Origin of the sequence: Acinetobacter sp. 161(2023) (genome assembly GCF_037027805.1) — a bacterium.
Classification (GTDB): domain Bacteria; phylum Pseudomonadota; class Gammaproteobacteria; order Pseudomonadales; family Moraxellaceae; genus Acinetobacter.
This window is the reverse complement of the sequence record NZ_JAZEYD010000022.1, coordinates 16,219-41,773: the sequence shown is the minus strand read 5'-3', so window position 1 is coordinate 41,773 and position 25,555 is coordinate 16,219. Positions and strand designations below refer to the sequence as shown.

The 25,555-nt window shown below is 38.3% G+C and carries 23 protein-coding genes and 1 pseudogene; 13 read left to right on the top strand and 11 right to left on the bottom strand.

Going from position 1 to position 25,555, the window contains the following annotated elements; all coding sequences use genetic code 11:
- Positions 1-35 precede the first annotated feature (35 nt).
- The 4 genes and pseudogenes from dnaK (at position 36) to WA249_RS17745 (ending at position 4,788) form a co-directional block, all read left to right on the top strand.
- The gene (gene dnaK / locus WA249_RS17760) at positions 36-1,976 is read left to right on the top strand and encodes a molecular chaperone DnaK (protein ID WP_336170679.1); all 1,941 of its coding nucleotides are present in this window, start codon (positions 36-38) and stop codon (positions 1,974-1,976) included.
- 328 nt (positions 1,977-2,304) lie between these two features.
- The gene (locus WA249_RS17755; protein WP_336170677.1) at positions 2,305-3,222 is read left to right on the top strand and encodes a matrixin family metalloprotease; all 918 of its coding nucleotides are present in this window, start codon (positions 2,305-2,307) and stop codon (positions 3,220-3,222) included.
- Between the two features lie 81 nt (positions 3,223-3,303).
- Positions 3,304-4,312: pseudogene (locus WA249_RS17750) on the top strand (matrixin family metalloprotease).
- 101 nt (positions 4,313-4,413) lie between these two features.
- Complete coding sequence (locus WA249_RS17745; protein ID WP_003656007.1) at positions 4,414-4,788, top strand: hypothetical protein; 375 nt, start codon at positions 4,414-4,416, stop codon at positions 4,786-4,788.
- Between the two features lie 62 nt (positions 4,789-4,850).
- Here the strand turns inward: WA249_RS17745 and WA249_RS17740 are convergent, their stop codons facing one another.
- From WA249_RS17740 to WA249_RS17725, 4 genes are all read right to left on the bottom strand, one after another.
- Positions 4,851-6,149, bottom strand: a complete 1,299-nt coding sequence (locus tag WA249_RS17740) for a lytic murein transglycosylase (RefSeq protein ID WP_336170674.1) — start codon at positions 6,147-6,149, stop codon at positions 4,851-4,853.
- A gap of 707 nt (positions 6,150-6,856) precedes the next feature.
- Complete coding sequence (locus tag WA249_RS17735) at positions 6,857-7,978, bottom strand: 5-(carboxyamino)imidazole ribonucleotide synthase (RefSeq protein ID WP_336170672.1); 1,122 nt, start codon at positions 7,976-7,978, stop codon at positions 6,857-6,859.
- 9 nt (positions 7,979-7,987) lie between these two features.
- A complete protein-coding gene (gene purE / locus WA249_RS17730) occupies positions 7,988-8,503 on the bottom strand; it encodes a 5-(carboxyamino)imidazole ribonucleotide mutase (protein WP_002115451.1) in 516 nt (171 codons plus the stop codon).
- Positions 8,504-8,789: 286 nt separating this feature from the next.
- Positions 8,790-9,152, bottom strand: coding sequence for a DMT family protein (locus WA249_RS17725; RefSeq protein WP_336170694.1), 363 nt, complete (start codon positions 9,150-9,152; stop codon positions 8,790-8,792).
- A gap of 240 nt (positions 9,153-9,392) precedes the next feature.
- Between WA249_RS17725 and mpl the strand changes: the two genes are divergently transcribed.
- The gene (mpl, locus tag WA249_RS17720) at positions 9,393-10,766 is read left to right on the top strand and encodes a UDP-N-acetylmuramate:L-alanyl-gamma-D-glutamyl-meso-diaminopimelate ligase (protein ID WP_336170671.1); all 1,374 of its coding nucleotides are present in this window, start codon (positions 9,393-9,395) and stop codon (positions 10,764-10,766) included.
- 70 nt (positions 10,767-10,836) lie between these two features.
- Here the strand turns inward: mpl and WA249_RS17715 are convergent, their stop codons facing one another.
- Entirely contained in the window at positions 10,837-12,087 is a 1,251-nt protein-coding gene (locus WA249_RS17715) for a low temperature requirement protein A (RefSeq protein ID WP_336170668.1), read from the bottom strand.
- Between the two features lie 136 nt (positions 12,088-12,223).
- On the opposite strand from WA249_RS17715, the gene WA249_RS17710 reads away from it, so the two are divergent.
- From WA249_RS17710 to WA249_RS17685, 6 genes are all read left to right on the top strand, one after another.
- Complete coding sequence (locus tag WA249_RS17710) at positions 12,224-12,820, top strand: phosphatase PAP2 family protein (RefSeq protein WP_336170666.1); 597 nt, start codon at positions 12,224-12,226, stop codon at positions 12,818-12,820.
- Positions 12,821-13,139: 319 nt separating this feature from the next.
- Positions 13,140-14,096, top strand: a complete 957-nt coding sequence (locus WA249_RS17705; RefSeq protein WP_016139721.1) for a TerC family protein — start codon at positions 13,140-13,142, stop codon at positions 14,094-14,096.
- Between the two features lie 297 nt (positions 14,097-14,393).
- Positions 14,394-15,449, top strand: a complete 1,056-nt coding sequence (locus WA249_RS17700) for an aromatic ring-hydroxylating dioxygenase subunit alpha (protein ID WP_336170663.1) — start codon at positions 14,394-14,396, stop codon at positions 15,447-15,449.
- Positions 15,450-15,505: 56 nt separating this feature from the next.
- A complete protein-coding gene (gene guaD / locus WA249_RS17695; protein WP_336170660.1) occupies positions 15,506-16,828 on the top strand; it encodes a guanine deaminase in 1,323 nt (440 codons plus the stop codon).
- Positions 16,829-17,045: 217 nt separating this feature from the next.
- On the top strand, positions 17,046-17,573 hold the full coding sequence (gene hpt, locus WA249_RS17690; protein ID WP_004795560.1) for a hypoxanthine phosphoribosyltransferase: 528 nt from the start codon (positions 17,046-17,048) through the stop codon (positions 17,571-17,573).
- A 172-nt stretch (positions 17,574-17,745) separates the two neighbouring features.
- The gene (locus WA249_RS17685) at positions 17,746-17,997 is read left to right on the top strand and encodes a GlsB/YeaQ/YmgE family stress response membrane protein (protein WP_000269732.1); all 252 of its coding nucleotides are present in this window, start codon (positions 17,746-17,748) and stop codon (positions 17,995-17,997) included.
- Positions 17,998-18,046: 49 nt separating this feature from the next.
- Here the strand turns inward: WA249_RS17685 and WA249_RS17680 are convergent, their stop codons facing one another.
- Positions 18,047-18,745 carry a DsbC family protein gene (locus tag WA249_RS17680; RefSeq protein WP_336170658.1) on the bottom strand — a complete coding sequence of 233 codons (699 nt, stop codon included), beginning with the start codon at positions 18,743-18,745 and terminating at the stop codon, positions 18,047-18,049.
- A 243-nt stretch (positions 18,746-18,988) separates the two neighbouring features.
- Between WA249_RS17680 and WA249_RS17675 the strand changes: the two genes are divergently transcribed.
- On the top strand, positions 18,989-19,252 hold the full coding sequence (locus WA249_RS17675) for a metal/formaldehyde-sensitive transcriptional repressor (RefSeq protein WP_336170656.1): 264 nt from the start codon (positions 18,989-18,991) through the stop codon (positions 19,250-19,252).
- 48 nt (positions 19,253-19,300) lie between these two features.
- Here WA249_RS17675 and mnmE read toward each other — a convergent pair whose 3' ends face one another.
- From mnmE to rpmH, 5 genes are all read right to left on the bottom strand, one after another.
- Positions 19,301-20,656 carry a tRNA uridine-5-carboxymethylaminomethyl(34) synthesis GTPase MnmE gene (mnmE, locus tag WA249_RS17670; protein WP_049838387.1) on the bottom strand — a complete coding sequence of 452 codons (1,356 nt, stop codon included), beginning with the start codon at positions 20,654-20,656 and terminating at the stop codon, positions 19,301-19,303.
- Between the two features lie 90 nt (positions 20,657-20,746).
- Positions 20,747-22,507, bottom strand: a complete 1,761-nt coding sequence (yidC, locus tag WA249_RS17665; RefSeq protein ID WP_336170653.1) for a membrane protein insertase YidC — start codon at positions 22,505-22,507, stop codon at positions 20,747-20,749.
- 5 nt (positions 22,508-22,512) lie between these two features.
- A complete protein-coding gene (gene yidD, locus WA249_RS17660; protein ID WP_016139732.1) occupies positions 22,513-22,833 on the bottom strand; it encodes a membrane protein insertion efficiency factor YidD in 321 nt (106 codons plus the stop codon).
- A gap of 10 nt (positions 22,834-22,843) precedes the next feature.
- Positions 22,844-23,236, bottom strand: coding sequence for a ribonuclease P protein component (rnpA, locus tag WA249_RS17655; protein WP_016139733.1), 393 nt, complete (start codon positions 23,234-23,236; stop codon positions 22,844-22,846).
- A 29-nt stretch (positions 23,237-23,265) separates the two neighbouring features.
- The gene (rpmH, locus tag WA249_RS17650; RefSeq protein ID WP_000831329.1) at positions 23,266-23,400 is read right to left on the bottom strand and encodes a 50S ribosomal protein L34; all 135 of its coding nucleotides are present in this window, start codon (positions 23,398-23,400) and stop codon (positions 23,266-23,268) included.
- Positions 23,401-24,079: 679 nt separating this feature from the next.
- Between rpmH and dnaA the strand changes: the two genes are divergently transcribed.
- Entirely contained in the window at positions 24,080-25,486 is a 1,407-nt protein-coding gene (gene dnaA, locus WA249_RS17645; RefSeq protein WP_336170649.1) for a chromosomal replication initiator protein DnaA, read from the top strand.
- Positions 25,487-25,555 lie beyond the last annotated feature (69 nt).

The window sequence follows — 25,555 nt, the reverse complement described above, 5'->3', positions numbered from 1 at the left end:
AAACATTGCAAAAGAATTTTTGAGGAAAACGTCACATGGCAAAAATTATTGGTATTGACTTAGGTACTACCAACTCATGCGTTGCTGTACTTGAAGGCGATAAAGTAAAAGTAATCGAAAACGCTGAAGGCACACGTACAACCCCATCGATCATCGCTTATAAGGATGGCGAGATCTTAGTGGGTCAAAGTGCTAAGCGTCAGGCAGTAACTAACCCTAAAAATACATTATTCGCTATTAAGCGTTTAATTGGTCGTCGTTATGAAGATCAAGCGGTACAAAAAGACATCGGTCTTGTACCTTACAAAATCATCAAAGCTGACAATGGTGATGCTTGGGTTGAAGTAAACGACAAAAAATTAGCACCTCAACAGATCTCTGCTGAAATCTTGAAAAAGATGAAGAAAACTGCAGAAGACTATTTAGGTGAAACAGTAACTGAAGCAGTTATTACTGTTCCTGCTTACTTTAACGATGCTCAACGTCAAGCAACTAAAGATGCGGGTAAAATCGCTGGCTTAGACGTTAAACGTATCATTAACGAACCAACTGCTGCTGCACTTGCGTTCGGTATGGACAAAAAAGAAGGCGATCGTAAAATTGCTGTTTACGACTTAGGTGGTGGTACTTTTGACGTATCAATCATTGAAATCGCAGATCTTGATGGCGACCAACAAATCGAAGTGTTATCAACAAATGGTGATACTTTCCTTGGTGGTGAAGACTTTGATAACGCGTTAATTGAATTCTTGGTTGAAGAATTTAAGAAAGAACAAAGTGTGAACTTGAAAAATGATCCACTTGCGTTACAACGTTTGAAAGAAGCTGCTGAAAAAGCAAAAATCGAGCTTTCTTCATCGAATGCAACTGAAATCAACCTTCCATATATCACTGCCGATGCAACTGGTCCTAAACACTTAGTGATCAACGTAACTCGTGCAAAACTTGAAGGTTTAGTTGCTGATTTAGTTGCTCGTACAATTGAGCCTTGCCGTATCGCGCTTAAAGATGCTGGTCTTTCGACTTCTGACATCTCTGACGTAATCTTGGTTGGTGGTCAGTCTCGTATGCCACTTGTACAACAAAAAGTACAAGAATTCTTTGGTAAAGAGCCACGTAAAGACGTGAACCCTGACGAAGCAGTTGCAATCGGTGCTGCGATTCAAGGTGCGGTATTGTCTGGTGACAAAACTGACGTTCTTTTATTAGACGTAACACCATTAACTTTAGGTATTGAAACAATGGGTGGTGTATTAACACCAATCATTGAGAAAAACACGACGATTCCTGCGAAGAAATCACAAGTGTTCTCTACTGCTGCTGACAACCAGCCTGCTGTAGACATTTCTGTTTACCAAGGTGAACGTAAGATGGCTCAACAAAACAAATTGTTGGGTAACTTCCAATTAGGTGACATTCCGCCTGCTCCACGCGGTGTGCCACAAATTGAAGTATCTTTCGACATCAATGCTGATGGTATCTTGAAAGTATCTGCTAAAGATAAAAGCACTGGTAAAGAGCAATCGATCCAGATTAAAGCAAACTCAGGTTTGTCTGATGCTGAAATCGAAGCAATGATTAAAGATGCTGAAGCGAATGCTGAAGAAGATCGTAAGTTTGAAGAACTTGCAAAAGCTCGTAACGAAGCTGATGCATTGATTTCAAGCTCGAACAAAGCAGTTAAAGATCTTGGTGACAAAGTTACTGAAGATGAAAAAACAGCTGTAAGTACTGCGGTTTCTGAACTTGAATTAGCAACTAAAGAAAATGATGTTGAAGAAATCAAAGCTAAAACTGAAGCTTTACAAAACATCTTGATGCCTATCACTCAACGTGCTTATGAACAAGCACAGCAAGCTGGTGGTGCTGAAGGCTTTGATCCAAATGCATTCCAAGGTGGCGATGCAGGTCAACAAAAAGCTGATGATGGTGTTGTAGATGCAGAATTTACTGAAGTTAAAGATGACAAAAAATAATTTGTTTCTTTAATAAAAAACCGCGCTTAGGCGCGGTTTTTTATTGGTTACAAAAAATAACAATACGTTTTTTCATATATTTTTAAATTATTTAATGTCAAAAAGGTCAATTATAAAAATTAATCTATTCATTATAAAAAAGATTTTCTAAACTAAAATACATTGTTACTTATTACATTAATTATTCCATTATTGCCAAATATAAAAACATCTTTTTGAATTTTTCTACCACGGTCACAAAGCCACCTACTCTCCTGCACTTTTTATCATTTTGACGAATTAAATTAAGTAGCTAACAATAAGATTTATTTATATTTTTTATTTTTCCATGAAAAAAATTCTATGGTGGGGATTAAGCTTATGTTTATGCATAAGCTTTCAAACGACAAGCTTTGCTCAAAATAATCTAGCAATGGGTTCCTCTAATCAACCTTTAAAGTATCGAATTGCTTTTATTGATCCACGATTTCAACTCACTAAAGAACAACTTATTGAAGTAAGCCAACAAGCTGCTGAAATCTGGCACAAAGAGACGGGAAAAACCTATTTTATCTATGATTCAGAAGCAGAGTTATCAATTAACTTAATTTATGATGATCATCAACTGATGAAAAGCGAGCAACAAGAAAATTTGAATGCACTTTTGCAAAAGCAGGAAGTATGGCGTCTTAAAAATGAAGAAATTATTTTAAATAAACAAGAAATTGATCAGCTATCGTCTGATTTAAACAAAAGAAAGATCAGCCTGAAAGCTGAGTTTGAGCAATATCAACAAGACGTAATACGCTTTAATCAAGGGGAACATCGATACTATCGTGCTGATAAGTTAAAAGAGCAGCAAAATCAGCTACAGCAAAAGTCTGAAAATCTGCAAAACGAATCAAATAATTTAAATTTTAAAATTCAAATACTTAATACAAAAATCAAGAAACTAAATCAAGAGCAAAGTGATTTAACAACTTTAATGACACAATTTAAGCTAGAGCAAAAAGCCAGTATTCAACCCTTCCATAAAGGCTTATTCAGCCAAAACCAAATTCAAATTTATGGTTATGCTTCTTTAAATGATTTACGTTTAACCCTTGCTCATGAGTTTGGCCATGCATTAGGACTAAAACATACTACTGATCCCAAATCTTTAATGTATCCCCGTTTAAAAGAGCAAGATATCCATAATTTCAAATTAACAGATTCAGATTTAGAGTTATTAGGCTCAATTTATAGTTCAATTAAGGAAAATCATTAAAGTTAAATGATTAAAAAAACTACACTAAACCAAGAATATTAAATTTTTTCTAAAAAATAATTTGGCATTTTGTAAAAAATTATGAGACTAAAGTCTCATTTATTTATCGAAATTGTACATTTTTTGATTGATTTTTCACTTTATATTCTTATAATACGTTTTTTTTAAATCTCTCCCGTCGATTATGCGTTTAACATCTTTGTTACTAGGCGTAGCCTTTGCTTTTTCTAATTTTCAGGCTAATGCTCATCTTGCTACTCCAGCTCATCCTCAAATTCAGCAAAAAGCTGGTCAGCATCTGACTTATAGAATTGCTGAAGTTGATCCACGTTTTGGTTTAAGCCAAGATCAATTAATCCAGATTAGCCAACAAGCTGCGGATATTTGGAAACAAGGCACTGGCCAAGATTATTTTACTTATGATCCAAATGCAAAGTTAGAAATTCGTCTAGTTTACGATAATGGTCAAAGTCGTTCTGAACAGCGTCAAAAAATTGCAGCTCAATTTCAGCAAGAACAGCAACGTGTAATTGATGAACAGCAACAAATTAAGCAATTGAAACAAACACTTGGTCAAACTCAATCTGACCTTGAAAATAAAAAGCAGATTTTGAATGGCAAATTGAAAAATCTTGACGAGCAAATGATACAGCTTAACCAAGGCAAATTAGCACCTGAATATAGTGCGAAATCTTTGGCTAAAACTCAGAAAGATTTGCAAAAACAAACTGTTGATTTAAAAAAAGAAATTGCTCTATATAATCAGCAAGCTAAAGATTTGAATACCAAAGTTACTCACTTCAATCAGATTAATAATAAGTTCAATGATTCATTGAACCAATTTAAGCAAAATGCTCAAGCTGATGTCTTTAAAAAAGGTATCTACAACGGCAAACAAATTGTGATTTATGAGTTTAAATCTATTGATGATTTGCGTTTAACGATTGCTCATGAGTTAGGACATGCGCTTGGTTTAAAACATAGTGATCAACCAAATGCATTGATGTACTCAGTTCGTAAAGATGGTGATACAAAAGTCACTGGCCTTACCGATGCTGATCGCAATCTATTAAGTGCTTTACCTCAATAATTAAGGACTTGATATAAAATGATGTATCTATTTCTAGATAGATACATCGAAATTCATATCAAAGTCATGTTATTGTGGTCATAAGAGCTAACTAAAATAGAATGGAGATCAAGATGAGTTATTACCATATCCTGATTGAAGTAAATGATCACATCAGCACAATTGAACAAACACGTGATATTGAACTGTTTGATATTATTGAAATTAAACCATACCTCCATTCTATTCTAATTCCCTTTTTCAATGAGCATGAAATTGAGCTTGAAGATGAAAATATCGAATATAAAGATATTCTACATCTTGAAGTGAAACAGACTCTGTTACCGATTGAACATTTAATTGAAGAAGAACAAAAGCAATTACCAAGTGATACAGATGTTACGATCACTGCGTATGAAATCTTTAATGATCGAGATTTAAGCCAAGATGTCACTTCAGTTATTTTTGATATTTTGGAAGCGGTAAAATTAGATTAGTAATCTTATATAAGTACTTATTAAAAAGGTCTGCATGTGCAGACCTTTTTATTCTTTTCAGTTTATTGCATCATTTTTTGGGCTTGTTCTTGGCGAAATGCGCGTAAGATTTGTTGCCCTGCCCGTCCTGTTGGATTTAAACCTAAACGAGTCTGCTCCTGACGGATGGCTACACGGGTTTTATCACCAATAAGACCATCAACTGCACCAATATCGTAACCACGGTTAATCAAAAATTGTTGGATTTCACGACGTTCCGCGCGTGAAGTTCCCTGATCATCAGTTGGCCAAGATGTTGCAAAAGGACGAGCGCCTTTTAAACGATCAGATAAATGGGCAATTGCAAGACCATAACTTTCCGCTGCGTTATAACTATAGATAGCATCAAAATTCTTAAATACTAAAAATACTGGACCATTTACACCTGCTGGCGCCATTAAACCTGCCGAAGTACTGCCAGATAAAGCCCCTTGAACCAGTGGAGAGCCGTCAATTCGCGTTACTCCTCGCGCACTCCAGCTACTTAATGCTTTCTTTGAGCGTCGCCCTTCTCCATCAATTGACATGCCTTGAGGAACTTTTACTTCAAAACCCCATGGCATTCCTGTTTGCCAACCAGCTTTATTCAAGAAATTAGCCGTTGATGCTAATGCATCTGCAGTACTCGACACTAAATCGCGACGACCATCTCCATCAAAATCAACAGCTAAACGTTCATAGGTCGATGGCATAAATTGTGTATGTCCAAACGCCCCAGCCCAAGAACCTTTCAATTGATCTTCAGTTAAATCACCACGTTGTAAAATACGCATGGTGGCAAAAAATTCAGTACGGAAATAACTTTGTCGGCGACCTTCACAACTTAAAGTTCCGAGTGCTTGTAATAAAGGATATTTTCCAGAAATATCACCAAAATTACTTTCTACCCCCCACACTGCGACAATTGTTTCGGGTGGCACGCCGTAGGTTTGAGAAGCACGATTTAAAACATCGCGATATTGCGTTAGTTTTTGTTTTCCAAGCTCAACACGCTCTTCATCGACTAAGCCAGAAAGATAATCCCAAATTGGTGTCGAAAATTCTGGTTGATAGTTTAATTTATCAATAACCGAGTAATCTGGTGTTAAGTTTTGCGTATAACGGTCATAAGTTGTTCCCGAGACTCCAGCAGCAATTGCTTGAGAACGTAAATTTGCCAAACAACTTTGGAAATTATTATTAGGCGTATAAGTATTACTGTTCGTTACAGGAACAGTCGCATTACTAGATATTGTAGAAGTAGAACCATTAATTACCAGCTCTGCTTGAGCCTGAGTCATTGCTAAAAATACAGAGCCAACAATACAAGAAAAACGTCGCATATTATCCCAGTTTCAATTTTTGAATTTAAATTTTTAAGTACCATACCATTATGAGTCTAAAATTTCAGAGAGAAAACGTAAATTTGAATTCAAAATCTCTTCTTTAAAATCATTTCCAATGTTTTAAATTCAAATTTCTCACTTTATTTTGAATTTAAAACTTCTCTGAAGTGCATCACCAGTTTTGAATTCAAAATATTAGCGCAGAGTTTAAATTCAAAACCTTACTTTAAATTTAAACTACAACACAGGTGTTTCTGTGGACAAACTTATCCACAATCGAGCAAAAACAGCGCTATTTATTGATTCTATTCTATATTTCATTATTCTTGATGACACAGCAAATCCGATCAACCAAACAATCTATATTTTTAAATTCAAAAATCGACCCATGTTTTAAATTCAAACTTGCCACGTTATTTTGAATTTAAAACACTTCAACAAACCTCATTAGTTTTGAATTCAAAAACCATGAGTTCTATCATCAATTATAAATCAAACGCTCTTGTGGATAACTAACTTTAAATTCAAAACAATGTAAAAACTAGTTTTCACTTTTTAAATTTAAAAATACCAGCAGTATTTAAATTCAAAAATTCCTATAAAAAGTTATCCACAAACCCAAAATGCTCATAATTTATTATTTTTTAAATTTAAAAGATAAAAAAAGCGATCCGAAGATCGCTTTTTTGCAAAATCAAAAGTATTTAAAGGGTCATATCTGCTGTTAGAGCGAGTGGTTCTGGCAAAATTTTCGCCAATTGACGGCATAAGGTCGTCAATTCATTACTATCCACAGGCATTAAAGTGATATGGCCTAATTTACGGCCAGCACGTTCAGACTTGTTATAAAGATGTAGATGAGCACCATTTAAGGCAAGTACATCTTCAGTTTTAGGATGCTGACCAATAATATTGATCATAACCGTTGGGCGAACAACGTCTGTTGAACCTAATGGTAGACCTGCAACAGCTCGAATATGGTTTTCAAACTGTGAACAAACAGCGCCTTCAATTGACCAGTGACCTGAGTTATGCACACGCGGTGCCATCTCATTTGCACATAAACCTTGTTCTGTCACAAACAGCTCTAGAGTTAACACACCCACATAGTTGAGGTGATTCAACAAACGAGTAATGTAATCTTGAGCAACAGGTTGCAAAGCTTCGCTATTCGGTGCTGGAACAATTGAATGCGATAAAATACCATTATGGTGGTGATTTTCAGCCAATGGCCAAGTTTTTACTTCACCATTTTGCCCGCGCACCGCAATAATTGAAACTTCACGAGAGAATTTAACAAAGCTTTCGGCAACTAGACTTTTTGCAGGACCAAGTTCAGCCCAAGCAGTATCAATCTGGTCTTCTGAACGAAGTACAAACTGACCTTTACCGTCATATCCACCAGTTGCAGTCTTAAGCACAATCGGCAAACCAAGCTCAGCAACAGCCTTTTTCAAGCTTTCTAAGCTATCTACAGCACGATACGGCGCAACAGGAATACTAAGCTCATCAAACAATGCTTTTTCTGACAAGCGATTTTGCGCAGTCGCTAAAGCAACACGGGGAGGGTGCAATGTTTTGGTTTGTGTTAAAACATCCACATCTTCAACGGGTGTATTTTCAAACTCAAGACTGAAAACATCAGCACTTTCAATAAACTGCTTTAAGCCTTGCTTATCTTGGCTAGAAAAGACTTGGCCTAAAACACCTGCTGGACAATCTGTATTTGCTTCAAAAAAAGTACATTGAATATTTAATGGTAACGCCGCTTGAGCCATCATTCGGCCCAGTTGCCCACCACCAAAAATACCGATAGTTTTATCCATCTCAGCCTCTTACACCTGACCCGGAATATTTTTGCTTGCAACTTTATCAGTTTGTGCAGCACGGAAATCAGCAACATTTTTTGCGATTTCAGGACGAGTTAAACCTAAGATTTGTGCTGCCATGATTGCAGCATTCGTCGCACCAGCTGGACCAATTGCTAAAGTACCAACGGCGATACCAGCTGGCATTTGTACAATTGAAAGCAAAGAATCTACGCCATTTAAAATTGATGATTTAACTGGCACACCCAAAACTGGTAAATCAGTTTTTGCGGCACACATTCCAGGTAAATGTGCTGCACCGCCTGCACCAGCAATAATCACTTGAATACCGCGATCACGCGCAGTTTCTGCATATTCAAATAAACGATCTGGAGTACGATGAGCAGATACCACTTCCGCTTCAAATGGGACACCAAGCTGTTTCAGCATATTGGCTGTGTTTTCGAGAGTTGCCCAATCAGATTGAGAACCCATAATAATTCCAACGAGAGGTTGAGCGTCTTGTGCTGCGGCCGCATTCATTGCTAATGTTCCAGAGACAAAAGTAAAAGAAGATAAATCTCGACGAGAGCCAAGTTTTAAATGGTTCGGAAGCCCATTATTATAGACTGATTTTTCATTTCACGAAAATTTAACTGACCAGCTCTGCGAATATTTTTAATCTCATCAAAAAATGTCATGGTTTAACAATGACACATTCTCAAATTTTATTAATATTATTTATACATCCTGCAAGATAATCAGGCATTTGGAAGAGCAATGGCTTATTGCAAAGTAGAATCAATGATTCAATACAAGCTATTGCGGATTATTGGCTTCTAAATACAAAATAAACACAGCCAAATAGACATAACATCGCCCACAAGTAATCCAGTTTAAATGGCTGTTTAAACAAGAAAATCATAAACGGTACAAACACAATCAGTGTAACCACTTCCTGTGTAATTTTCATTTCACCGAGTAACCAGCCTTGTGCACTCAGCATACGAGTTGCCGGAATCATAAAACTATATTCAAGCAGGGCTATAATCCAACCGAATAAAATCGCTTGCCAGAGTGGAGCATGGTGTAAAAATTTAAGATGCCCATACCATGCAAGTGTCATAAAGCAGTTAGAAATAATTAAGAAAGCAAAAGCTAAAACCGTTGGATTCAAAGGCACATCCTTCATCATCACGATGATTTAAGTATTCTAAAGATACAAAACATTATAAAAGATAAAACTGTAATTCAGCTTAAATCGAAAAAATAAAGATGTGCTTTTGCCAGGGCCTCAAACACATAGAACAACAACGATTTTTGACTATCTTTTCGAGTTTAGCCTTGCTATCGTTGCTGGCAAATTTATCAATAATGAACACACAGTCATTCATACGAATATTGTGTACAAAAGCAGTGGAGAAGGCGAGCAATGCATCTGCATATCTTGGGTATTTGTGGCACTTTTATGGGCTCTTTAGCACTTTTAGCTCGTGATTTAGGACATAAGGTAACCGGTTCCGATTCAAACGTTTACCCACCAATGTCTACCCAGTTAGAAAACGCAGGCATTACCCTCATGCAAGGCTACGACCGTAGTCATTTACAGCCTCATCCAGACTTGGTTATTGTCGGAAATGCCATGAAACGTGGTATTGATGCTGTGGAATATATGCTGAACGAAGGCTTGCCATATATTTCTGGTCCTCAGTTCCTTGCCGATCATGTTTTACAAGGTAAACATGTCCTTGGTGTAGCTGGTACTCACGGTAAAACCACGACTACAACCATGTTGGCTTGGGTACTTGATCAGGCTGGTTTAAATCCAGGCTTTTTAATTGGTGGTGTTCCACTTGGTTTTAGTGAAAGTGCTCGTTTAGGCGGTGGAAAATACTTCTGCGTTGAGGCAGATGAATATGACTCTGCTTTCTTTGATAAACGTTCTAAATTTGTTCATTATCACCCAAAAACGGCGATTTTAAACAACCTTGAATTTGATCATGCCGATATTTTTGATGACCTAGCAGCAATTCAAAAGCAATTCCATCATCTTGTTCGTACCATTCCAAGTGAAGGCCGTATTATTGCGCCAATTACTGAAACTCATATTGATGAAGTGCTTGAAATGGGTTGCTGGACACCAGTGATTCGTACAAGTCTAGAAGCGAATGAAAAAGCTGCTTTGTCTGCTGAATTAATTTCAATTGATGGTAGCCATTTTAAAGTATTAGAAAATGGCAATGTCGTTGGCGAAGTTAAATGGACCATGACAGGCCAACATAGCGTAGCTAATGCTTTGGCAACGATTGCAGCCGCTCAACATGTAGGTGTTACGCTTGAACAAGCTTGTGAAGCTTTGTCTAACTTTGGCGGCGTAAAACGTCGTATGGAGTTACTCGGTACAGTCAATGGTATTGAGGTTTATGATGACTTTGCTCACCACCCAACAGCAATTGACACCACTTTAGATGGCGCACGTAAACGCTTAGGTGAACGCCGTTTATGGGCCATTATCGAACCACGTTCAAACACAATGCGTATGGGCAGTCATAAAGATGGCTTAGCACACTCAGCACGCTTAGCAGACGAAGTCATCTGGTATCAGCCAGAAGGTTTAGATTGGGATTTACAACCCGTGATTGAAGCCGCTTCTAATCATGCTAAAGTCAGTCGTTCACTTGACGAAATTATTGAGCGTATTGTCAATGAAGCAGGTGAGGGCGATGCCGTTGTGATTATGTCTAATGGTGGCTTTGGCGGATTACATCAAAAACTCATGAGCGCATTAAAAGCGAAAGCTGCTTAACTTCCGCTTTAGCTGATTCAATAAAAAAACGGGTTTCAAATTGAAACCCGTTTTTTTATATCAATTATTTTTAAACTTTTTCTGGCTCTATATTGGCCATAAATTTATTAGAAACCATTAAACGTAAACTATAGACAATTCCCATCGCAAAAATGCTATATCCCACGTTATTACAAATAAACGGAATACATAAAATAATGAGCGCTGTAATAGGGTAAAACCATTTGCTGATCCCCGTTAAACATTCAAATTCATATAGTCCCCAAATACAGGTCGTATACAGCACTACACTCACCGCAACGACTATTCCCATATATAAATCGGAAATATGTGCATGATGGGTTGTGACATCCACAGCGGCAGCAAGCGCAGCACCCACCGCAGCAATACTGACAAAAACAAAATAATGGCCGTATCCCCATACAAATGGGCGGACACCTTTAAAATGATGGTGTTGTTCGCTCCGGTCAAAATAAGCCCACCACATTGCAAACATCAGCATCAATCCACCGATCATTAAGAAAACGGCAGGAATATTCATTGACTGAGCGGCTAAGGAATCACGTATTGCATTAAAACTACCGACGATTGATTCACCCAGAACAATAATCGTGAGTAAGGCATAACGCTCTACAATATGATGTGGATGCCACGGCGTAGGTGAATATTTTTCTGCATAGTAGGGAACAAATAGCTCCATCGCAGCCACAAATAAAAATAAAGGGACTGAGAGTACATGTGTGAAATTGGCAATGAGCCAACCCACCTGAACCAATACAATGCCTATCGCATAGCGGTAAGCCGTAATACGCCGAGCAGGATCATATTTTGCTGCACGCAACCACTGGGTAACGAGTGCCATTCGCATGATCACATAACCGATGATCATTATGTCAAAATCCTGACTACGAAATACATCAGGAATCCCTGCGGCCATTACCAATGAACCCACAATCTGTACAAAGGTAAGGCATCGATACAATGCATCGTCATTATCGTAAGCTGAAGCAAACCATGAAAAATTCATCCATGCCCACCACAGCGCAAAAAATACCATCAGGTAGCTTGGTAACGCATGCCAGAGGTGATTTTCAATAATCGCGTGATGTAACTGCTGACCTGCTGTTGCAATCGCGACCACAAAAATTAAATCGAACAATAATTCGAGAGGAGTCGCTGCTCTATGCGGCTGTTGTGGATCTCTTGGAGATAAAGGCCTCAAACTTAATTTTTTCTGTTTTTCTTGAGTAGTCATAAAATAACGTTCTCGAATAAAGTGCCAACACGCTAACACTTTAATATTAACGCCCAGAACACGCATTAAAAATTATCTAGGCCTAGCTGTTTAATTTTCACTCACAAACAAACTATATTTCATTTTTGTGACAATTCTTTATCAAGGCATTGGGCTTAATTCTTTATCATAGCCCACGTTTTTGTTCTTGTTTGGAATATGAATGTCTTTAGAAACACTCAACCTTAGCTTATTCCATGTTATTAATGGTGCTCAGGATGCGAGTCCATTTATCATTCGTCTTGCTATCTTTTTTGCTAATGATCTCCTCTATATTCTTTTATTCATCCTTACATTTTTATGGTTCTATGGTGATCAAGATTTAAAAAATAGGGTTGTTAAATCTGTCTTTTTGACCTGCGTGTCGCTTTTAGTGGGTTACGTTATCTCTCTGTTTTATCATCACTCCAGACCGTTTGTCATGGGTGTTGGCACAACGTTTATTGAGCATGCGCCAACAGCATCTTTTCCAAGTAATCATATGCTGATTTTCAGCACTATTGCTCTGTCTTATTTGTTTGCTCAGCGCAAAATAATTGGAATCATTCTTCTATCCTTATCATTTGTGGTGGCATGGTCACGTATTTATTTAGGTGTGCATTTCCCGTTAGACATGTTAGGGGCTTTTATTGTCGCGCTACTGGTCAATACAGCAGGTTATTACTTCTGGAATGCTTACGGTACACGCTTCACTGCATTCTTTATTCACCTTTACCAGATTATATGCAAACCGCTTTTAGACCGTGGTTTGATTAAATAATCCGTAGATCTTTTTTATATTAAAACTACGGCATTAAGTTCAGTTGCGTAATATAAAAAAATCTGCCATTCTATGTGAAATTGGATATGTTTTATCCAAAACAGAATTTAGTTTGACAAGGGGAGTAGCCTCCTCCAAACATAACAGCAATGTTATGTGTCAGATATCGTCAATACACTTTTATTAAAAAGTCGGTATCTGAGCATCATGAAATTCATGATGTAGGCAAGACCTTGATCATGTTGATACAGATGTTTTAATTCATCTGGCGACTGGTCGAGGTTTTTTTACGCCCAATTGCCGGATGTATGGAGGATTTATGGAATCGATCGGCAATTTATGGCTGTATATAGCATTCTTTGGCATTGTCATTGTCATGCTTTTAGTGGACTTCTTAGGCTTTAAACAAAAGCAAGGCCAAGATGTCTCAATTAAGCAAGCTGCTTACTGGAGTGTGGCGTGGGTAAGCGTCGCAATGTTATTTGGTGGTGGTTTATGGTTGTATCTACAGCAAACTGCTGGTGTGACCTTAGCAAATCAAAAAACAATGGAATACTTCGCAGGTTACTTACTCGAAAAGTCCCTCGCAATTGACAACGTTTTCGTCTGGTTAATGATTTTCGCAGCGTTTGCTATTCCAGCTGCACTACAACGTAAAATTTTGCTCTACGGCGTATTAGGCGCAATTGTACTGCGTACTCTTTTTATCTTTATTGGTGCGTGGTTTGTTCAAGAGTTTTCTTGGGTGCTTTATATCTTTGGTGCGTTCTTGGTATATACAGGCTTCAAATTCTTAAAGGGCCAAGAAGAAGAAACCAATATTGAAGACATCAAAGCTTTAAAATGGTTACGTAAGCACATGCGTATTACGCCACAACTTGAAGGTGACAAATTCTTTGTACGTCAAAATGGTTTATTGTGGGCAACGCCGTTATTTTTAGTATTGATTTTGGTTGAAGCTTCAGACGTGATTTTCGCAGTAGACTCAATTCCTGCTATTTTCGCGGTAACAAGCGACCCGTTTATTGTTTTAACAGCGAACTTAATGGCAATTTTAGGCTTACGCGCAATGTTCTTCTTGCTTGCTGGCGCTGCGTCTAAATTGCATTACTTACCATATGGCTTAGGCATCATCTTATTGTTCATTGGTGCAAAAATGTTGTTGCTTGATGTATTCCACATGCCAATCTGGATCTCGTTAAGCTTTATCGTAATAGTGTTAGCAATTACTGCTTATCTATCATTGCGACACAACAAAAAGCAGTTGCAGTCGTAATTCATCCAATCAACGGATCTACATAAAAAAGCACTTTTAAAGTGCTTTTTTATTGTGCTTAATTCGCAATTAATCAGTGCATTTTAAATATATACCGAATAATGAACTTTCATTATTAAAGCTAAATTAGAACGAAAATTCAAAAATATAATACTCTAATCCTATGTATTTCAATACTTTCAATCTTATCTTCTTTATTAAAAATCAATATTGGCAAGTTCTTTGCATCTCCTAAAAAGAAAAAAGCCTAGATTTTAAGGGCTCGCGAGAGCCCTGATTTTTTTAAGGAGCGATGCCATGAATGCTATTCCAACGTTAACGCCGCTTGCTATGCCGTGTAACAGCAGTTTTGATGCAAAAGATTGGGAAATTTTATCGAGTCACTGGTATCCAGTTGCCCGTATTCAAGACGTCTCTACCGCACCGCAACGGGTGACTTTATTAGATGTGAATATGGCCCTGTATAAGACAGAAAGTGGCGAAATTCATCTGGTCCGAGACATTTGTCCTCATCGTGGCGTACCTTTAACCAAAGGGTGGGTCGATGGTGAAGAAATTGTATGCCCCTATCATGGTCTGCGCTATAACAGCGAAGGGAAGTGCACCCAAATACCAGCTCAACCTGAGTTGACCAAAATTTCTGATCGTTTTTCTCTAACCAAATTTCCAGTCGTGCAACGATATGGCCTGATTTGGACCAGTATTCACAGTCGTGACGTTACTCAAGCCAATATTCCTGTGTTAGATACTTGGGAACATGCTGAGCATCAATCAATTTTGCCACCTTTTGTCGATATTGGCGGTTCTAGCGGACGTCAACTTGAAGGATTTATCGACGTCGCACATTTTGCATGGGTACATCACAATGCTTTTGCCAGCCGCGATAATCCAGTCGTACCCAAATATCATACTGAACGTACCAGCTACGGCTTAAAAACAGTCTATATCAGCAATGTCAGTAACTATCCGCATGAGCTAAAACATCTCGAACCAGAAGGCTTTTTATGGAAACGCACCTTTGATGTCTATCCGCCTTTTTCAGCTGTGCTTACGGTCGATTTTCCAGAAGGTGGAGTCTTAAAAATCTTAAATGCTTGCTGTCCTATCTCAAGTAATAAAACCCGTTTATTTGTTCCGCTCACCCGTAACTTTGACCAAACTGGCGATTTAGAAAAGGTATATGCATTTAATGCCCAAATTTTTGCAGAAGACCAAGATATGGTCGAATCACAAAAGCCTGAAGACCTGCCACTTGATTTAATGATGGAAGCACATTTTGAAGCAGACCGCTCATCAACAACTTATCGACGGATTTTGGCTGAATGGGGACTAAGTAAACGTTATACCGTTTAAATATTGGATAACTGGGGTACAATCAATCGAAAAAAGTGAAAATATAAAGGCTTTCCATGTCATTGATCGCAAATACCACCGTTGTGCGTGGTCGTTTTTTAGATATCCAACAAACTGTCTCAGAGCCCACTGATATTCCAAATCAAGTGCGTTATTTAGAAGATGGTGTATTGATTAGTGAACATGGAAAAATCGAATGGTTTGGTACATGGGAAGAAGCTCAAGCGCGTCTTCCTGCAGGAGTTGAGGTCCAACATTACCCAGAACAATTGATTGTACCCGGCTTTATTGATACCCATATTCATTTTCCGCAAACTGAAATGATAGGAGCTTACGGCGAACAACTTTTAAGTTGGCTCAATACTTATACTTTCCCAACTGAAATCCAGTTTCAAGACAAAGCATATGCAAATGAAATTGCCCAGTTCTTTGTTCAGGAACTTTTAAAGCACGGTACAACCACAGCACTGGTTTTCTGTACAGTTCATCCTGAGTCTGTTGATGCCTTATTTGAAGCCGCAGAACGCGTTCAGATGCGTTTAATTGCCGGTAAGGTACTCATGGACCGCAATGCCCCTGAAGCGCTGTGTGACACACCAGAAACGGCTTACAGCGACACCAAATCACTCATTGAAAAATGGCATGGCAAGGGCCGTGCTCTGTATGCGATTACCCCACGTTTTGCACCAACTTCTACACCTGAACAGTTAGAAAGAGTAGGGCAGTTAAAACAAGAATTTCCTGATGTTTATGTACATACCCATTTAAGTGAAAACAAAGATGAAATCGCGTGGGTGAAATCTTTATTTCCAGAACAAACAGGCTACTTAGATGTTTATCAACATTACGGCCTAACTGGCAAACGTTCCGTGTTTGCTCATTGTGTTCACTTAGAAGATGAAGAATGGCAATGTATGCATGATACGCAATCGGCTATCGCATTTTGTCCAACTTCAAACCTATTCTTAGGTAGTGGTTTATTCCCATTGAAAAAGACATGGGAAAAACAAGTGAAAGTGGGCTTGGGTACAGATATCGGAGCAGGCACATCGTTTAGTTTGCTGCAAACTGTTAACGAGGCTTATAAGGTTCAGCAATTACAAGGTGATAAACTTTCAGCTTATGAAGCTCTCTATCATGCAACGTTAGGCGGCGCAAAAGCACTTGATTTGCACGACCAGTTAGGCAATTTCAACATCGGTAAAGAAGCAGATTTTGTTGTATTGAATCTAAAGCCAACTGCACTACAACAACTTCGTCAGTCGAAATCAAAGTCAGTTGAAGATTCACTGTTTGCATTATTCACTTTAGGTGATGACCGTAATATTGAGGCGACTTATATTTATGGAAACCGTGCTTATCAAAAAGAAACAGCCTAATAAAAATCGGGCCGTTAAGTTTTTGTTATTATTTGGAATATATGCTCTTGCATTGAAGCGGGATCGACATATTGCTCAAAATGATAAAATTTCAGAGTCATCAAAGGGTGCATGAAAAGTCATTTTGCTTTAAAATTTTACCATTAACTCAGATTTTAGAGGTGTTGCAGGTCAACACCTTTTTTATTTTTTCTTTTATATCTTGTAGGAATCTGACATGACTGTTGCAATGAGCATCATGATTTCAACCGAAGAAATTCAAGCAAAAGTCAAAGAGCTCGGCGAGCAAATTAACGCTCACTACGCAAATAGTGACAAAGAGTTGGTCCTGATTGGACTACTGCGTGGTTCTGTTATTTTCATGGCAGACTTATGCCGAACGATTACCAAACCGCATGAACTCGACTTTATGACAGTGTCTAGCTACGGCGGCGGTACGACTTCAAGTCGAGATGTTAAAATCTTAAAAGATCTTGATGGTGAAATTCGCGGTAAAGATGTACTGGTCGTTGAAGATATTATCGACTCAGGTAATACCTTAAGCAAAGTTATGGAAATGCTGCAAACTCGTGAACCAAATTCGATTCAATTGTGCACGTTAGTGAGTAAACCATCTCGCCGTGAAATTGATCTCGAAGTGAAATTTTTAGGTTTTGAAGTTGAAGACAAGTTTATTGTGGGTTATGGATTAGACTACGACCAAAAATATCGCCACTTACCATTTATTGGCGAAATTGGTTTATAAATTTCAAAAAAATAGCACCTCACGGTGCTATTTTTTTATATAAAACCTGAGCTTCGAACAAAAAAGACACAAAAAGTCGCAATCTGCTACAGACAAAACGTACAGCTCTGCCGCACGATAGAATATGAAGCAAAATCATTAACTTCATCAAAAAAACAACTGGAGAACAAATATGTGGTCACTTATTGTCGCTATTGTGGTTGGTTTCTTTGCTGGCTTAATCGCTCGTGCTTTGCATCCGGGTGATGATAAAGCAGGTTTTATTGTAACTACACTTATTGGTATTGCAGGCTCACTTTTAGCCACTTATGGTGGTCGATTACTCGGTCTTTACGGAGAAAATTCAGCTGCGGGCTTTATCGCATCTGTGATTGGTGCAGTCATTATTCTCTTTATTTACAATTTAATTGCACGAAAAAGTTAATTACTTTTAGGCAATAAAAAAGCACCTTATGGTGCTTTTTTAATTCATTTTATAGACCTAATTCTTTCCAAACTGCCTGAATTTCTTCGGCAGATCGTGCACCTATCAGTTTAAATCCATTTGCAAAAATCAAGGTAGGGGTACCATTAAAACCTAATTTCTTTCCAAGCTCTAAATTACGATCAATTGGGTTAGCACAACTTGTAACTGTTGGTTTAACACCTTGCTGAATGAGTTTTTTCCATGAATAGGATTGATTCGGCGCACACCAAACTTGTCTAGAAACCACAATAGACTGCGGTTTCAAAGGATAAATAAACGTGTAAATGGTCACATCTTTCAACTTGTCGAGTTCAGGCTCGAGCTGCTTACAATAAGGGCAGTTTGGATCAGAAAATACTGCTAAAACATGTTGTCCATTGCCTTTAACCGTTTTAATCGCATCTTTTAAAGGAAGTTGTTTCCAGTCAATTGAGTTCTGTCCTAACACCAGATCTTTAGTCAAATTCTTCTGATCTTTCAATCGAATCATAGAACCAATAAGCATATGCTGACCATCTTCGCCAACATAGATGATTTGTTGATCCAGATTAGCGCTATATAACCCAGGCATTTCGGTTTTCTGAATATTGCTAATTTTCAAATTAGGATATTGTTTTTTAATATTGTCCCTAACAGTATCGACATTAGCGAAACTTAAACTCGTCGTTAAGCTAACTAAGGCCAATATTCCTAATTTTTTAAGCATAGAACCAACTCATAGGTAGGAGAGGAACTCATTTTAATCAGTTCAGCTTATGAAAACAGAACTGATTACCGAGTTATAACCAAACTCACACTCAGTTATGCCAATGTTTCACGTGGAACATAAACAGCTTTAAAAACTCTCATCGAACTGATGTTGATAATGACGTGATACACTATGATCCTGCATAAAATTTAAACCCAATATACTCCATACCAGTATATTGAATTATACAAGAGAACACAGATGAGTCACATTGGTCAGGATAAAAAAATACTTAATCGTGTAAAACGACTAAAAGGGCAAATTAATAGTATTGAGCATGCCGTTGAACAGCCTGATATTTCATGCATAGAAATACTGCAACAAGTTGCTGCAATTAAAGGTGCGATAAACGGTTTGATGAGTGAATTGATGGAACAACACTTACATCACCATGTGCTCAAAGAAGCACTGGTTGATCAGAATGAGTTAGATGAGTTTTTAAAGGTTCTAAAAAGATACGGTTAACGAGGTAACTGAACGACACAACCATGTGCATCATTCAGAGTTTTTTAGTTATTTTCCAATACAAAACGAACCAAAGATTTTGCCTAATAGATCATCGGCGCTAAAGTCACCAGTAATTTCACCTAAAGCATTTTGAGCAAGACGCAGTGATTCAGCGACCAGTTCACCTGCGTTAAACACAACGAGTTGCTCATGTGCTTCTGAAAGATAGAGCTGTGTGCGCTTCATTGCGTCTAAATGACGTGTTCTCGCAATAAAGGTGTCTTCCTCAGGGTGGAAGCCTGCATGCGCTGTAATCGCATCTACAAGGCCTTGTACGCCCATCTCTTGTTTTGCCGAAACGGTAATATGGCGGAACCCTTGAAAATCATTTATTTCAGCTAATTGACCTGTTAAATCGCATTTATTACCAATTAACATTAAACGGCGCGGTTCAATATGTTCAGCAAAATATTCTTGAGCGAGTTTTAACGGGTCATCGCCTTGATTTAAATCATAAACCAGTAATAACAAATCAGCTTGCTCAATTTCTTTGATTGCTCTACGAATCCCTTCTTTTTCAACAATGTCACCTGTTTCACGAAGACCTGCGGTGTCTGTTAAGGTAATTGGCAGACCATTTAAGCTAATTTTTTCATGTAAAACATCGCGAGTTGTACCGGCAATATCGGTCACAATTGCGCGCTCAACGCCAGCTAGCGCATTTAATAAGCTTGACTTACCCGCATTTGGTTTACCTGCAATAACAACTTGTAAACCTTCACGTAGTAATTGGCCCTGTCGCGCAGATGTTTGAACGGCATGTACTGACTGCTGAACATCTTCGAGTAAAGCTAAAATTTTGCCGTCTGCTAAGAAATCGATTTCTTCTTCAGGAAAATCAATTGCAGCTTCAACATGCAAGCGTAAATGGATCAGTTTTTCTAAAACGGTATTAATTTTTGTTGAAAAAGCGCCTTGTAAAGAGCGAACAGCAGAACGTGCAGCAGCTTGCGATGTCGCATCAATCAAATCGGCAATCGCTTCTGCTTGCACTAAGTCCATCTTGCCATTTTCAAAAGCACGCATGGAAAACTCACCCGCTTTTGCAGCGATTGCACCCAGCTCAAATAGACGACCAAGCAATGCATTTTGAATGACTGGACCGCCGTGACCTTGTAGTTCTACAACATCTTCACCTGTAAACGAGTGCGGATTGGGAAAGCATAGAACAATCCCTTCATCCATAATGCTTCCATCAGCATCATAAAACTTACGGAACCCAGCCATACGTGCTTCAGGCAAGTTTTTCTGTGTCAGGTTTTGAGCAATTTCATAAGCCTTAGGCCCCGATAGGCGAATCACGCCCACACCACCACGCCCTGGCGGCGTTGCAATTGCGGCAATCGTGGTTTGACTTTGCATATTATTCACCTAAAAACCTAAAATCCAGCCAAAGAAAAATCCGCTTAAGATTACCATCTTAAGCGGATTTATTCAGCAAAAGTTAAACGATTAAGATGCTGATTCAGTCTTATTTATACGACTTTTCGCAACACTCTTGTTAATAAACGATTGCTGTAAAATTGTAATACTGTTGTTCACAATCCAGTAAAGCACGAGACCTGCAGGGAAGAACAACATAAATACCGTGAACATAATCGGCATAATGCGGAACACTTTGGCCTGCATTGGGTCGGCTGGTTGCGGGTTCAACATTTGCTGTGCAAACATGGTAGCACCCATGATCAACGGCAAAATGAACCAAGGATCCATTGCTGACAAGTCTTGAATCCAGCCTAACCATGGTGCGTGACGTAATTCCACACTTTCCATGAGTACCCAGTACAAAGCAAGGAAAATTGGCATTTGTAGCAACAACGGTAAACAACCTGAAAGAGGATTCACTTGTTCACGTTTGTATAAAGCCATCATTTCTTGCGAGAAGCGCATACGGTCTTCACCGAACTCTTCTTTCATGCGTTGCATTTCTGGTGCAATCACACGCATTTTCGCCATAGAACGATAACTTTTTGAAGATAAAGGCCACAAAATCATCTTCACCATAACGGTAAGTAAGATGATTGACCATCCCCAGTTGCCCACAATGCTATGGAAGAATTGAAGACCTAAGAACAATAACTTGGCAATCGGCCATAACCAGCCATAATCAACAGTCTGATTCAAGCCAACCGCTAAATCTTTTAATTCAGATTGTACTTTTGGACCTGAATAAAGTTTCGCGTCCACTTCCATTGAAGTGCCTGCCGGAACATTAATCACTGGTGAGGTAAAACCAATGATATTCATATGATCAGCAGATTGACGAGATTCAAGTTTAGCTACATAAGGCTGACCATTTGCTTGAGTCAGTTTAAGATTCCCAGGAATCCAAGCACTTACAAAATAATGCTGAACAATCGCAACCCATCCACCTTTCGCTTCGGTGCTTACTTTTTCTTCTGAGAAATTAGCAAACTTAAGCTTGTTGTAATGTGAATCAGGCGTCCCCCAAGCTCCACCTAAGAAAGTTCCTAGAGTGAAAATACCTTGAGAAGATTTACCAGGATCGTCAGAGTTATCACGCTTTAATTGTCCAAACATCTGACCTTGCCAGCTTTGTTGGCTACGGTTAATCACTTGATGTCTTACAACAATTGGATATTGCCCTTGAGTAAAGGTAAAAGTTTTAATAATTTCAACGCCTTCTGGTGTTTTAAATACCATCGGAACGTTTAAAACTTTTTCAGATTGACCCTTTTGATCCTGCACACCTTTAGCATCAGCCAAAGTATATGATGTTTTTTCAACAGCATATAATGGACGACCACCACGACTGCTATCTGGTCCATTCAAACCAATTAAGCCAGATTGAGCAACATATGTACGCTTGGCATCATTTTCAAGCATAACAAATGGCTGATTGCTGTCTTTGCTTCTGTCGTGTGAGAGTAATTCAATACGAACAATATCACCACCTTTTGGATTGATCCAAATATGGTAAAGGTCAGTTTGTACTGAAATAAGCTGTTGATTCACAGGTGCAGTTGCATCTGTGGTTTGTGACTGCGCAATATTTGCTTGTGGCACATCGGAAGCCACTGTTGCATTTTTAGCATTTGGCAAATCAGCAGATACTTCATGTGAACTTACAGCCGCCGCTTGTTTTTGCGGTGCAGTTGCAGCATTTCCATAATCTTTTTGCCAAGCCAAAATGAGCAAATATGCGGTGACAAACATGGCCCCGAGAATTGCAAACCTGGCCCATTGTTGCATATCTATTACCCCAAATGGTTAGAGAGATTTTGCTTCAGTAAACGATCACGAAAGGGTACAGCAACATGATGCGTTTGAGAATCTATTTGATGAAACGAAATAAAACGAATTGCTTTTGGCGGTACTGGATCATATCCAGATCCTCCCCACGGATGACAACGACAAATCCGTTTAGAAGATAACCAAACGCCTTTTATCGCACCATGAGTTTGCAATGCTTCTATCGCATATTGGGAACAGGTCGGAATATAACGACAACGGGGTCCAAGAAGCGGACTAATCGCAATTTGATACAGTCGAATCAACCAACGTAGATAACGAACCATTGGCTATCTCTTAATTCTGCGAGTTTGTGCCAACTTTAGAATGTTTTTTTGCTAAGCGCTGTAATTTTTGCCAAGCAAAATCTAATTGTTGATATAGCTCAGCATTCGTAATCGCTTCTATACCGACTTTCGGCATTACCACAATATCTATGTCTGATCCAAAATTCGGTTGGTGTAGACGAAAGCTCTCACGAGCAAGACGTTTTATTCGATTTCTTTCATGCGCACGGCGCACTTTTTTCTTAGCAACGACAATACCCAAACGGCTATTAGGCTGTTCGGTTAATTTTGCAAGAAATAAAAAATGGGGTTGATGCACTTTAAAAAGCGCACCATCGAATACACTTTTATAATCTGCAGCACAGCGTATTCGCACATCTGTGCTAAAATTGTAAAGTGTCATCACACCCAAGTCTGGTCAGCGTAACGGTATTAAACAGTTAAGCTATGACGACCTTTTGCACGGCGACGAGCTAATACTTGACGACCAGCTTTAGTTGCCATACGAGCACGGAAACCATGAACGCGTTTACGCTTTAATTCAGATGGCTGGAAAGTACGTTTCATATCGAAACTCCCAAAAATGATCTTTTATAAGGTCCGCGATTTTATTGTGCAATGTTTACTCTGTCAATGAAAAACCAAGAAAGTTTTGTATTTAACCCAAATTTTAATCTCTCTACTTCTTTTTTATGATTGTCATAATTCAGTGCAATATATTGTTTTTAAAGTTATACACAAACTAATTGTCTATTTTAATTAGAACTTTTATTATATACACACCTTATATACATACTTATCAACAAAACAAGATATCATCTTGGCTTTGATTTGCTGCATTTGAATTTAAATTCATATTTTGTAGTTATCCACAAAAGATCATCCCCTTATTAAATAAATTCAAATTTTAAAATTTATATTTATTCTTATTAGGGGTTCTTTTTTCTGTGGATTACGCACTTTTAAATTTAAAAAACATGTGTTTGGGTTGTTGATAACTCTGTTTTTATTATATTTATGGATTGTGGATAAGTTTATGTGGTAATTTATCCACAGGTTGTGCAAAAAGTTATACACAAGCGGTTTTGAATTTAAAATTATTCACAAGAGATTTCTTTTTAGGCAAAATTACTCGAATTCGTCATGACAGATGTGGATAACTTGGTTAGAATGGCGACCCCTTCTCATTAGGAAGGGTTAATCTTTAGATTATTTGAATTTAAAAACGCAGAAATAGGGGATACACATGCTTTGGACAGACTGCTTAACTCGCTTGCGACAAGAGCTCTCTGATAACGTCTTTGCGATGTGGATTCGCCCATTAGTTGCTGAAGAAGTAGAAGGGATACTACGTCTCTATGCTCCTAACCCTTATTGGACGCGTTACATTCAAGAGAATCATTTAGAATTAATTTCTATATTGGCTGAGCAGTTGTCAGAAGGGCGTGTCCGTCAGGTTGAGATTTTTGTTGATTCTCGTCCTGGGAGCATTTTGTCGTCGAGTGAACAACCAGCAACCACTACGGCCGCTTTGCAAAGTTCGCCACCACCAAGCATTAAAGTAAAAAAAGAACCCGATTCTGTTTCTAGTTCTCATGCGAATAGTGTGGTCAATCCAAAAACAGCGAAGAAGAAGCTACTCAATCCTCAGTTTACTTTTTCTTTATTTGTTGAAGGCCGTTCGAACCAGATGGCTGCTGAAACATGTAGAAAAGTATTAACTCAATTAGGTGCTTCACAACATAACCCTTTGTTTTTATATGGTCCTACAGGGCTAGGTAAGACTCACTTAATGCAGGCTGTTGGCAATGCTTTACTACAAGCCAAACCCAATGCTCGTGTGATGTATATGACTTCTGAGAGTTTTGTTCAGGATTTTGTGAGTTCTTTACAAAAAGGCAAAGTAGAAGAGTTTAAGAAAAACTGCCGTTCTCTAGATTTATTGTTAGTCGATGATATTCATCTCTTAGCGGGTAAAGAGGCGAGTCTAGTTGAGTTCTTCTATACATTTAATGCTTTACTTGATGAATCTAAACAAATTATTTTAACTTCAGACCGTTATCCAAAAGAATTAACAGAGTTAGATCCACGTTTAGTTTCTCGTTTTTCTTGGGGACTTTCAGTAGGTGTTGAACCACCAGATATTGAAACTCGTATCGAAATTTTATTAAAGAAAGCGGAAAATAGCGGCGTTGATTTACCTCGAAATTGTGCATTATTTATTGCACAACAAGTTGTTGCTAACGTGCGTGAACTTGAAGGTGCGCTTAATAAAGTCGTTGCAATTTCCCGTTTTAAAGGCGCGCCAATCGACCTTGATGTTGTTCGTGAGTCTTTAAAAGATGTGTTGGCGATTCGTGCACGAACAATTAGTGTAGAAAATATCCAGCGCGTGGTGAGTGAATATTTCCGTATCCCATTAAAAGAATTAGTAGGGCCGAAACGCACTCGAATTTATGCTCGACCACGTCAGTTAGCAATGGGACTTGCTCGTGAGTTGACCGGTGATAGTTTTCCGGAAATTGGAATGGCTTTTGGTGGGCGCGATCACAGTACTGTGATGCATGCTTGTGAAAAAGTAGCCAGTCTGCGCGGAGAAGATCCAATTTTTGATGAAGATTATAAAAATCTACTACGTCTACTTCAGAGTTAATGAAATAATAAGACCTTGTTGCAAAGTCTACGTAAGTGCAGCATAGTACACAGCTAAAAAATGAAATAT

Excerpts from the sequence above, each read along its gene's own strand:
- dnaK (WP_336170679.1), top strand. The coding sequence starts at position 36 with ATGGCAAAAATTATTGGTATTGACTTAGGTACTACCAACTCATGCGTT.
- WA249_RS17755 (WP_336170677.1), top strand. The coding sequence starts at position 2,305 with ATGAAAAAAATTCTATGGTGGGGATTAAGCTTATGTTTATGCATAAGC.
- WA249_RS17745 (WP_003656007.1), top strand. The coding sequence starts at position 4,414 with ATGGAGATCAAGATGAGTTATTACCATATCCTGATTGAAGTAAATGAT.
- WA249_RS17740 (WP_336170674.1), bottom strand. The coding sequence starts at position 6,149 with ATGCGACGTTTTTCTTGTATTGTTGGCTCTGTATTTTTAGCAATGACT.
- WA249_RS17735 (WP_336170672.1), bottom strand. The coding sequence starts at position 7,978 with ATGGATAAAACTATCGGTATTTTTGGTGGTGGGCAACTGGGCCGAATG.
- purE (WP_002115451.1), bottom strand. The coding sequence starts at position 8,503 with ATGAATGCGGCCGCAGCACAAGACGCTCAACCTCTCGTTGGAATTATT.
- WA249_RS17725 (WP_336170694.1), bottom strand. The coding sequence starts at position 9,152 with ATGAAGGATGTGCCTTTGAATCCAACGGTTTTAGCTTTTGCTTTCTTA.
- mpl (WP_336170671.1), top strand. The coding sequence starts at position 9,393 with ATGCATCTGCATATCTTGGGTATTTGTGGCACTTTTATGGGCTCTTTA.
- WA249_RS17715 (WP_336170668.1), bottom strand. The coding sequence starts at position 12,087 with ATGCGTGTTCTGGGCGTTAATATTAAAGTGTTAGCGTGTTGGCACTTT.
- WA249_RS17710 (WP_336170666.1), top strand. The coding sequence starts at position 12,224 with ATGTCTTTAGAAACACTCAACCTTAGCTTATTCCATGTTATTAATGGT.
- WA249_RS17705 (WP_016139721.1), top strand. The coding sequence starts at position 13,140 with ATGGAATCGATCGGCAATTTATGGCTGTATATAGCATTCTTTGGCATT.
- WA249_RS17700 (WP_336170663.1), top strand. The coding sequence starts at position 14,394 with ATGAATGCTATTCCAACGTTAACGCCGCTTGCTATGCCGTGTAACAGC.
- guaD (WP_336170660.1), top strand. The coding sequence starts at position 15,506 with ATGTCATTGATCGCAAATACCACCGTTGTGCGTGGTCGTTTTTTAGAT.
- hpt (WP_004795560.1), top strand. The coding sequence starts at position 17,046 with ATGACTGTTGCAATGAGCATCATGATTTCAACCGAAGAAATTCAAGCA.
- WA249_RS17685 (WP_000269732.1), top strand. The coding sequence starts at position 17,746 with ATGTGGTCACTTATTGTCGCTATTGTGGTTGGTTTCTTTGCTGGCTTA.
- WA249_RS17680 (WP_336170658.1), bottom strand. The coding sequence starts at position 18,745 with ATGCTTAAAAAATTAGGAATATTGGCCTTAGTTAGCTTAACGACGAGT.
- WA249_RS17675 (WP_336170656.1), top strand. The coding sequence starts at position 18,989 with ATGAGTCACATTGGTCAGGATAAAAAAATACTTAATCGTGTAAAACGA.
- mnmE (WP_049838387.1), bottom strand. The coding sequence starts at position 20,656 with ATGCAAAGTCAAACCACGATTGCCGCAATTGCAACGCCGCCAGGGCGT.
- yidC (WP_336170653.1), bottom strand. The coding sequence starts at position 22,507 with ATGCAACAATGGGCCAGGTTTGCAATTCTCGGGGCCATGTTTGTCACC.
- yidD (WP_016139732.1), bottom strand. The coding sequence starts at position 22,833 with ATGGTTCGTTATCTACGTTGGTTGATTCGACTGTATCAAATTGCGATT.
- rnpA (WP_016139733.1), bottom strand. The coding sequence starts at position 23,236 with ATGACACTTTACAATTTTAGCACAGATGTGCGAATACGCTGTGCTGCA.
- rpmH (WP_000831329.1), bottom strand. The coding sequence starts at position 23,400 with ATGAAACGTACTTTCCAGCCATCTGAATTAAAGCGTAAACGCGTTCAT.
- dnaA (WP_336170649.1), top strand. The coding sequence starts at position 24,080 with ATGCTTTGGACAGACTGCTTAACTCGCTTGCGACAAGAGCTCTCTGAT.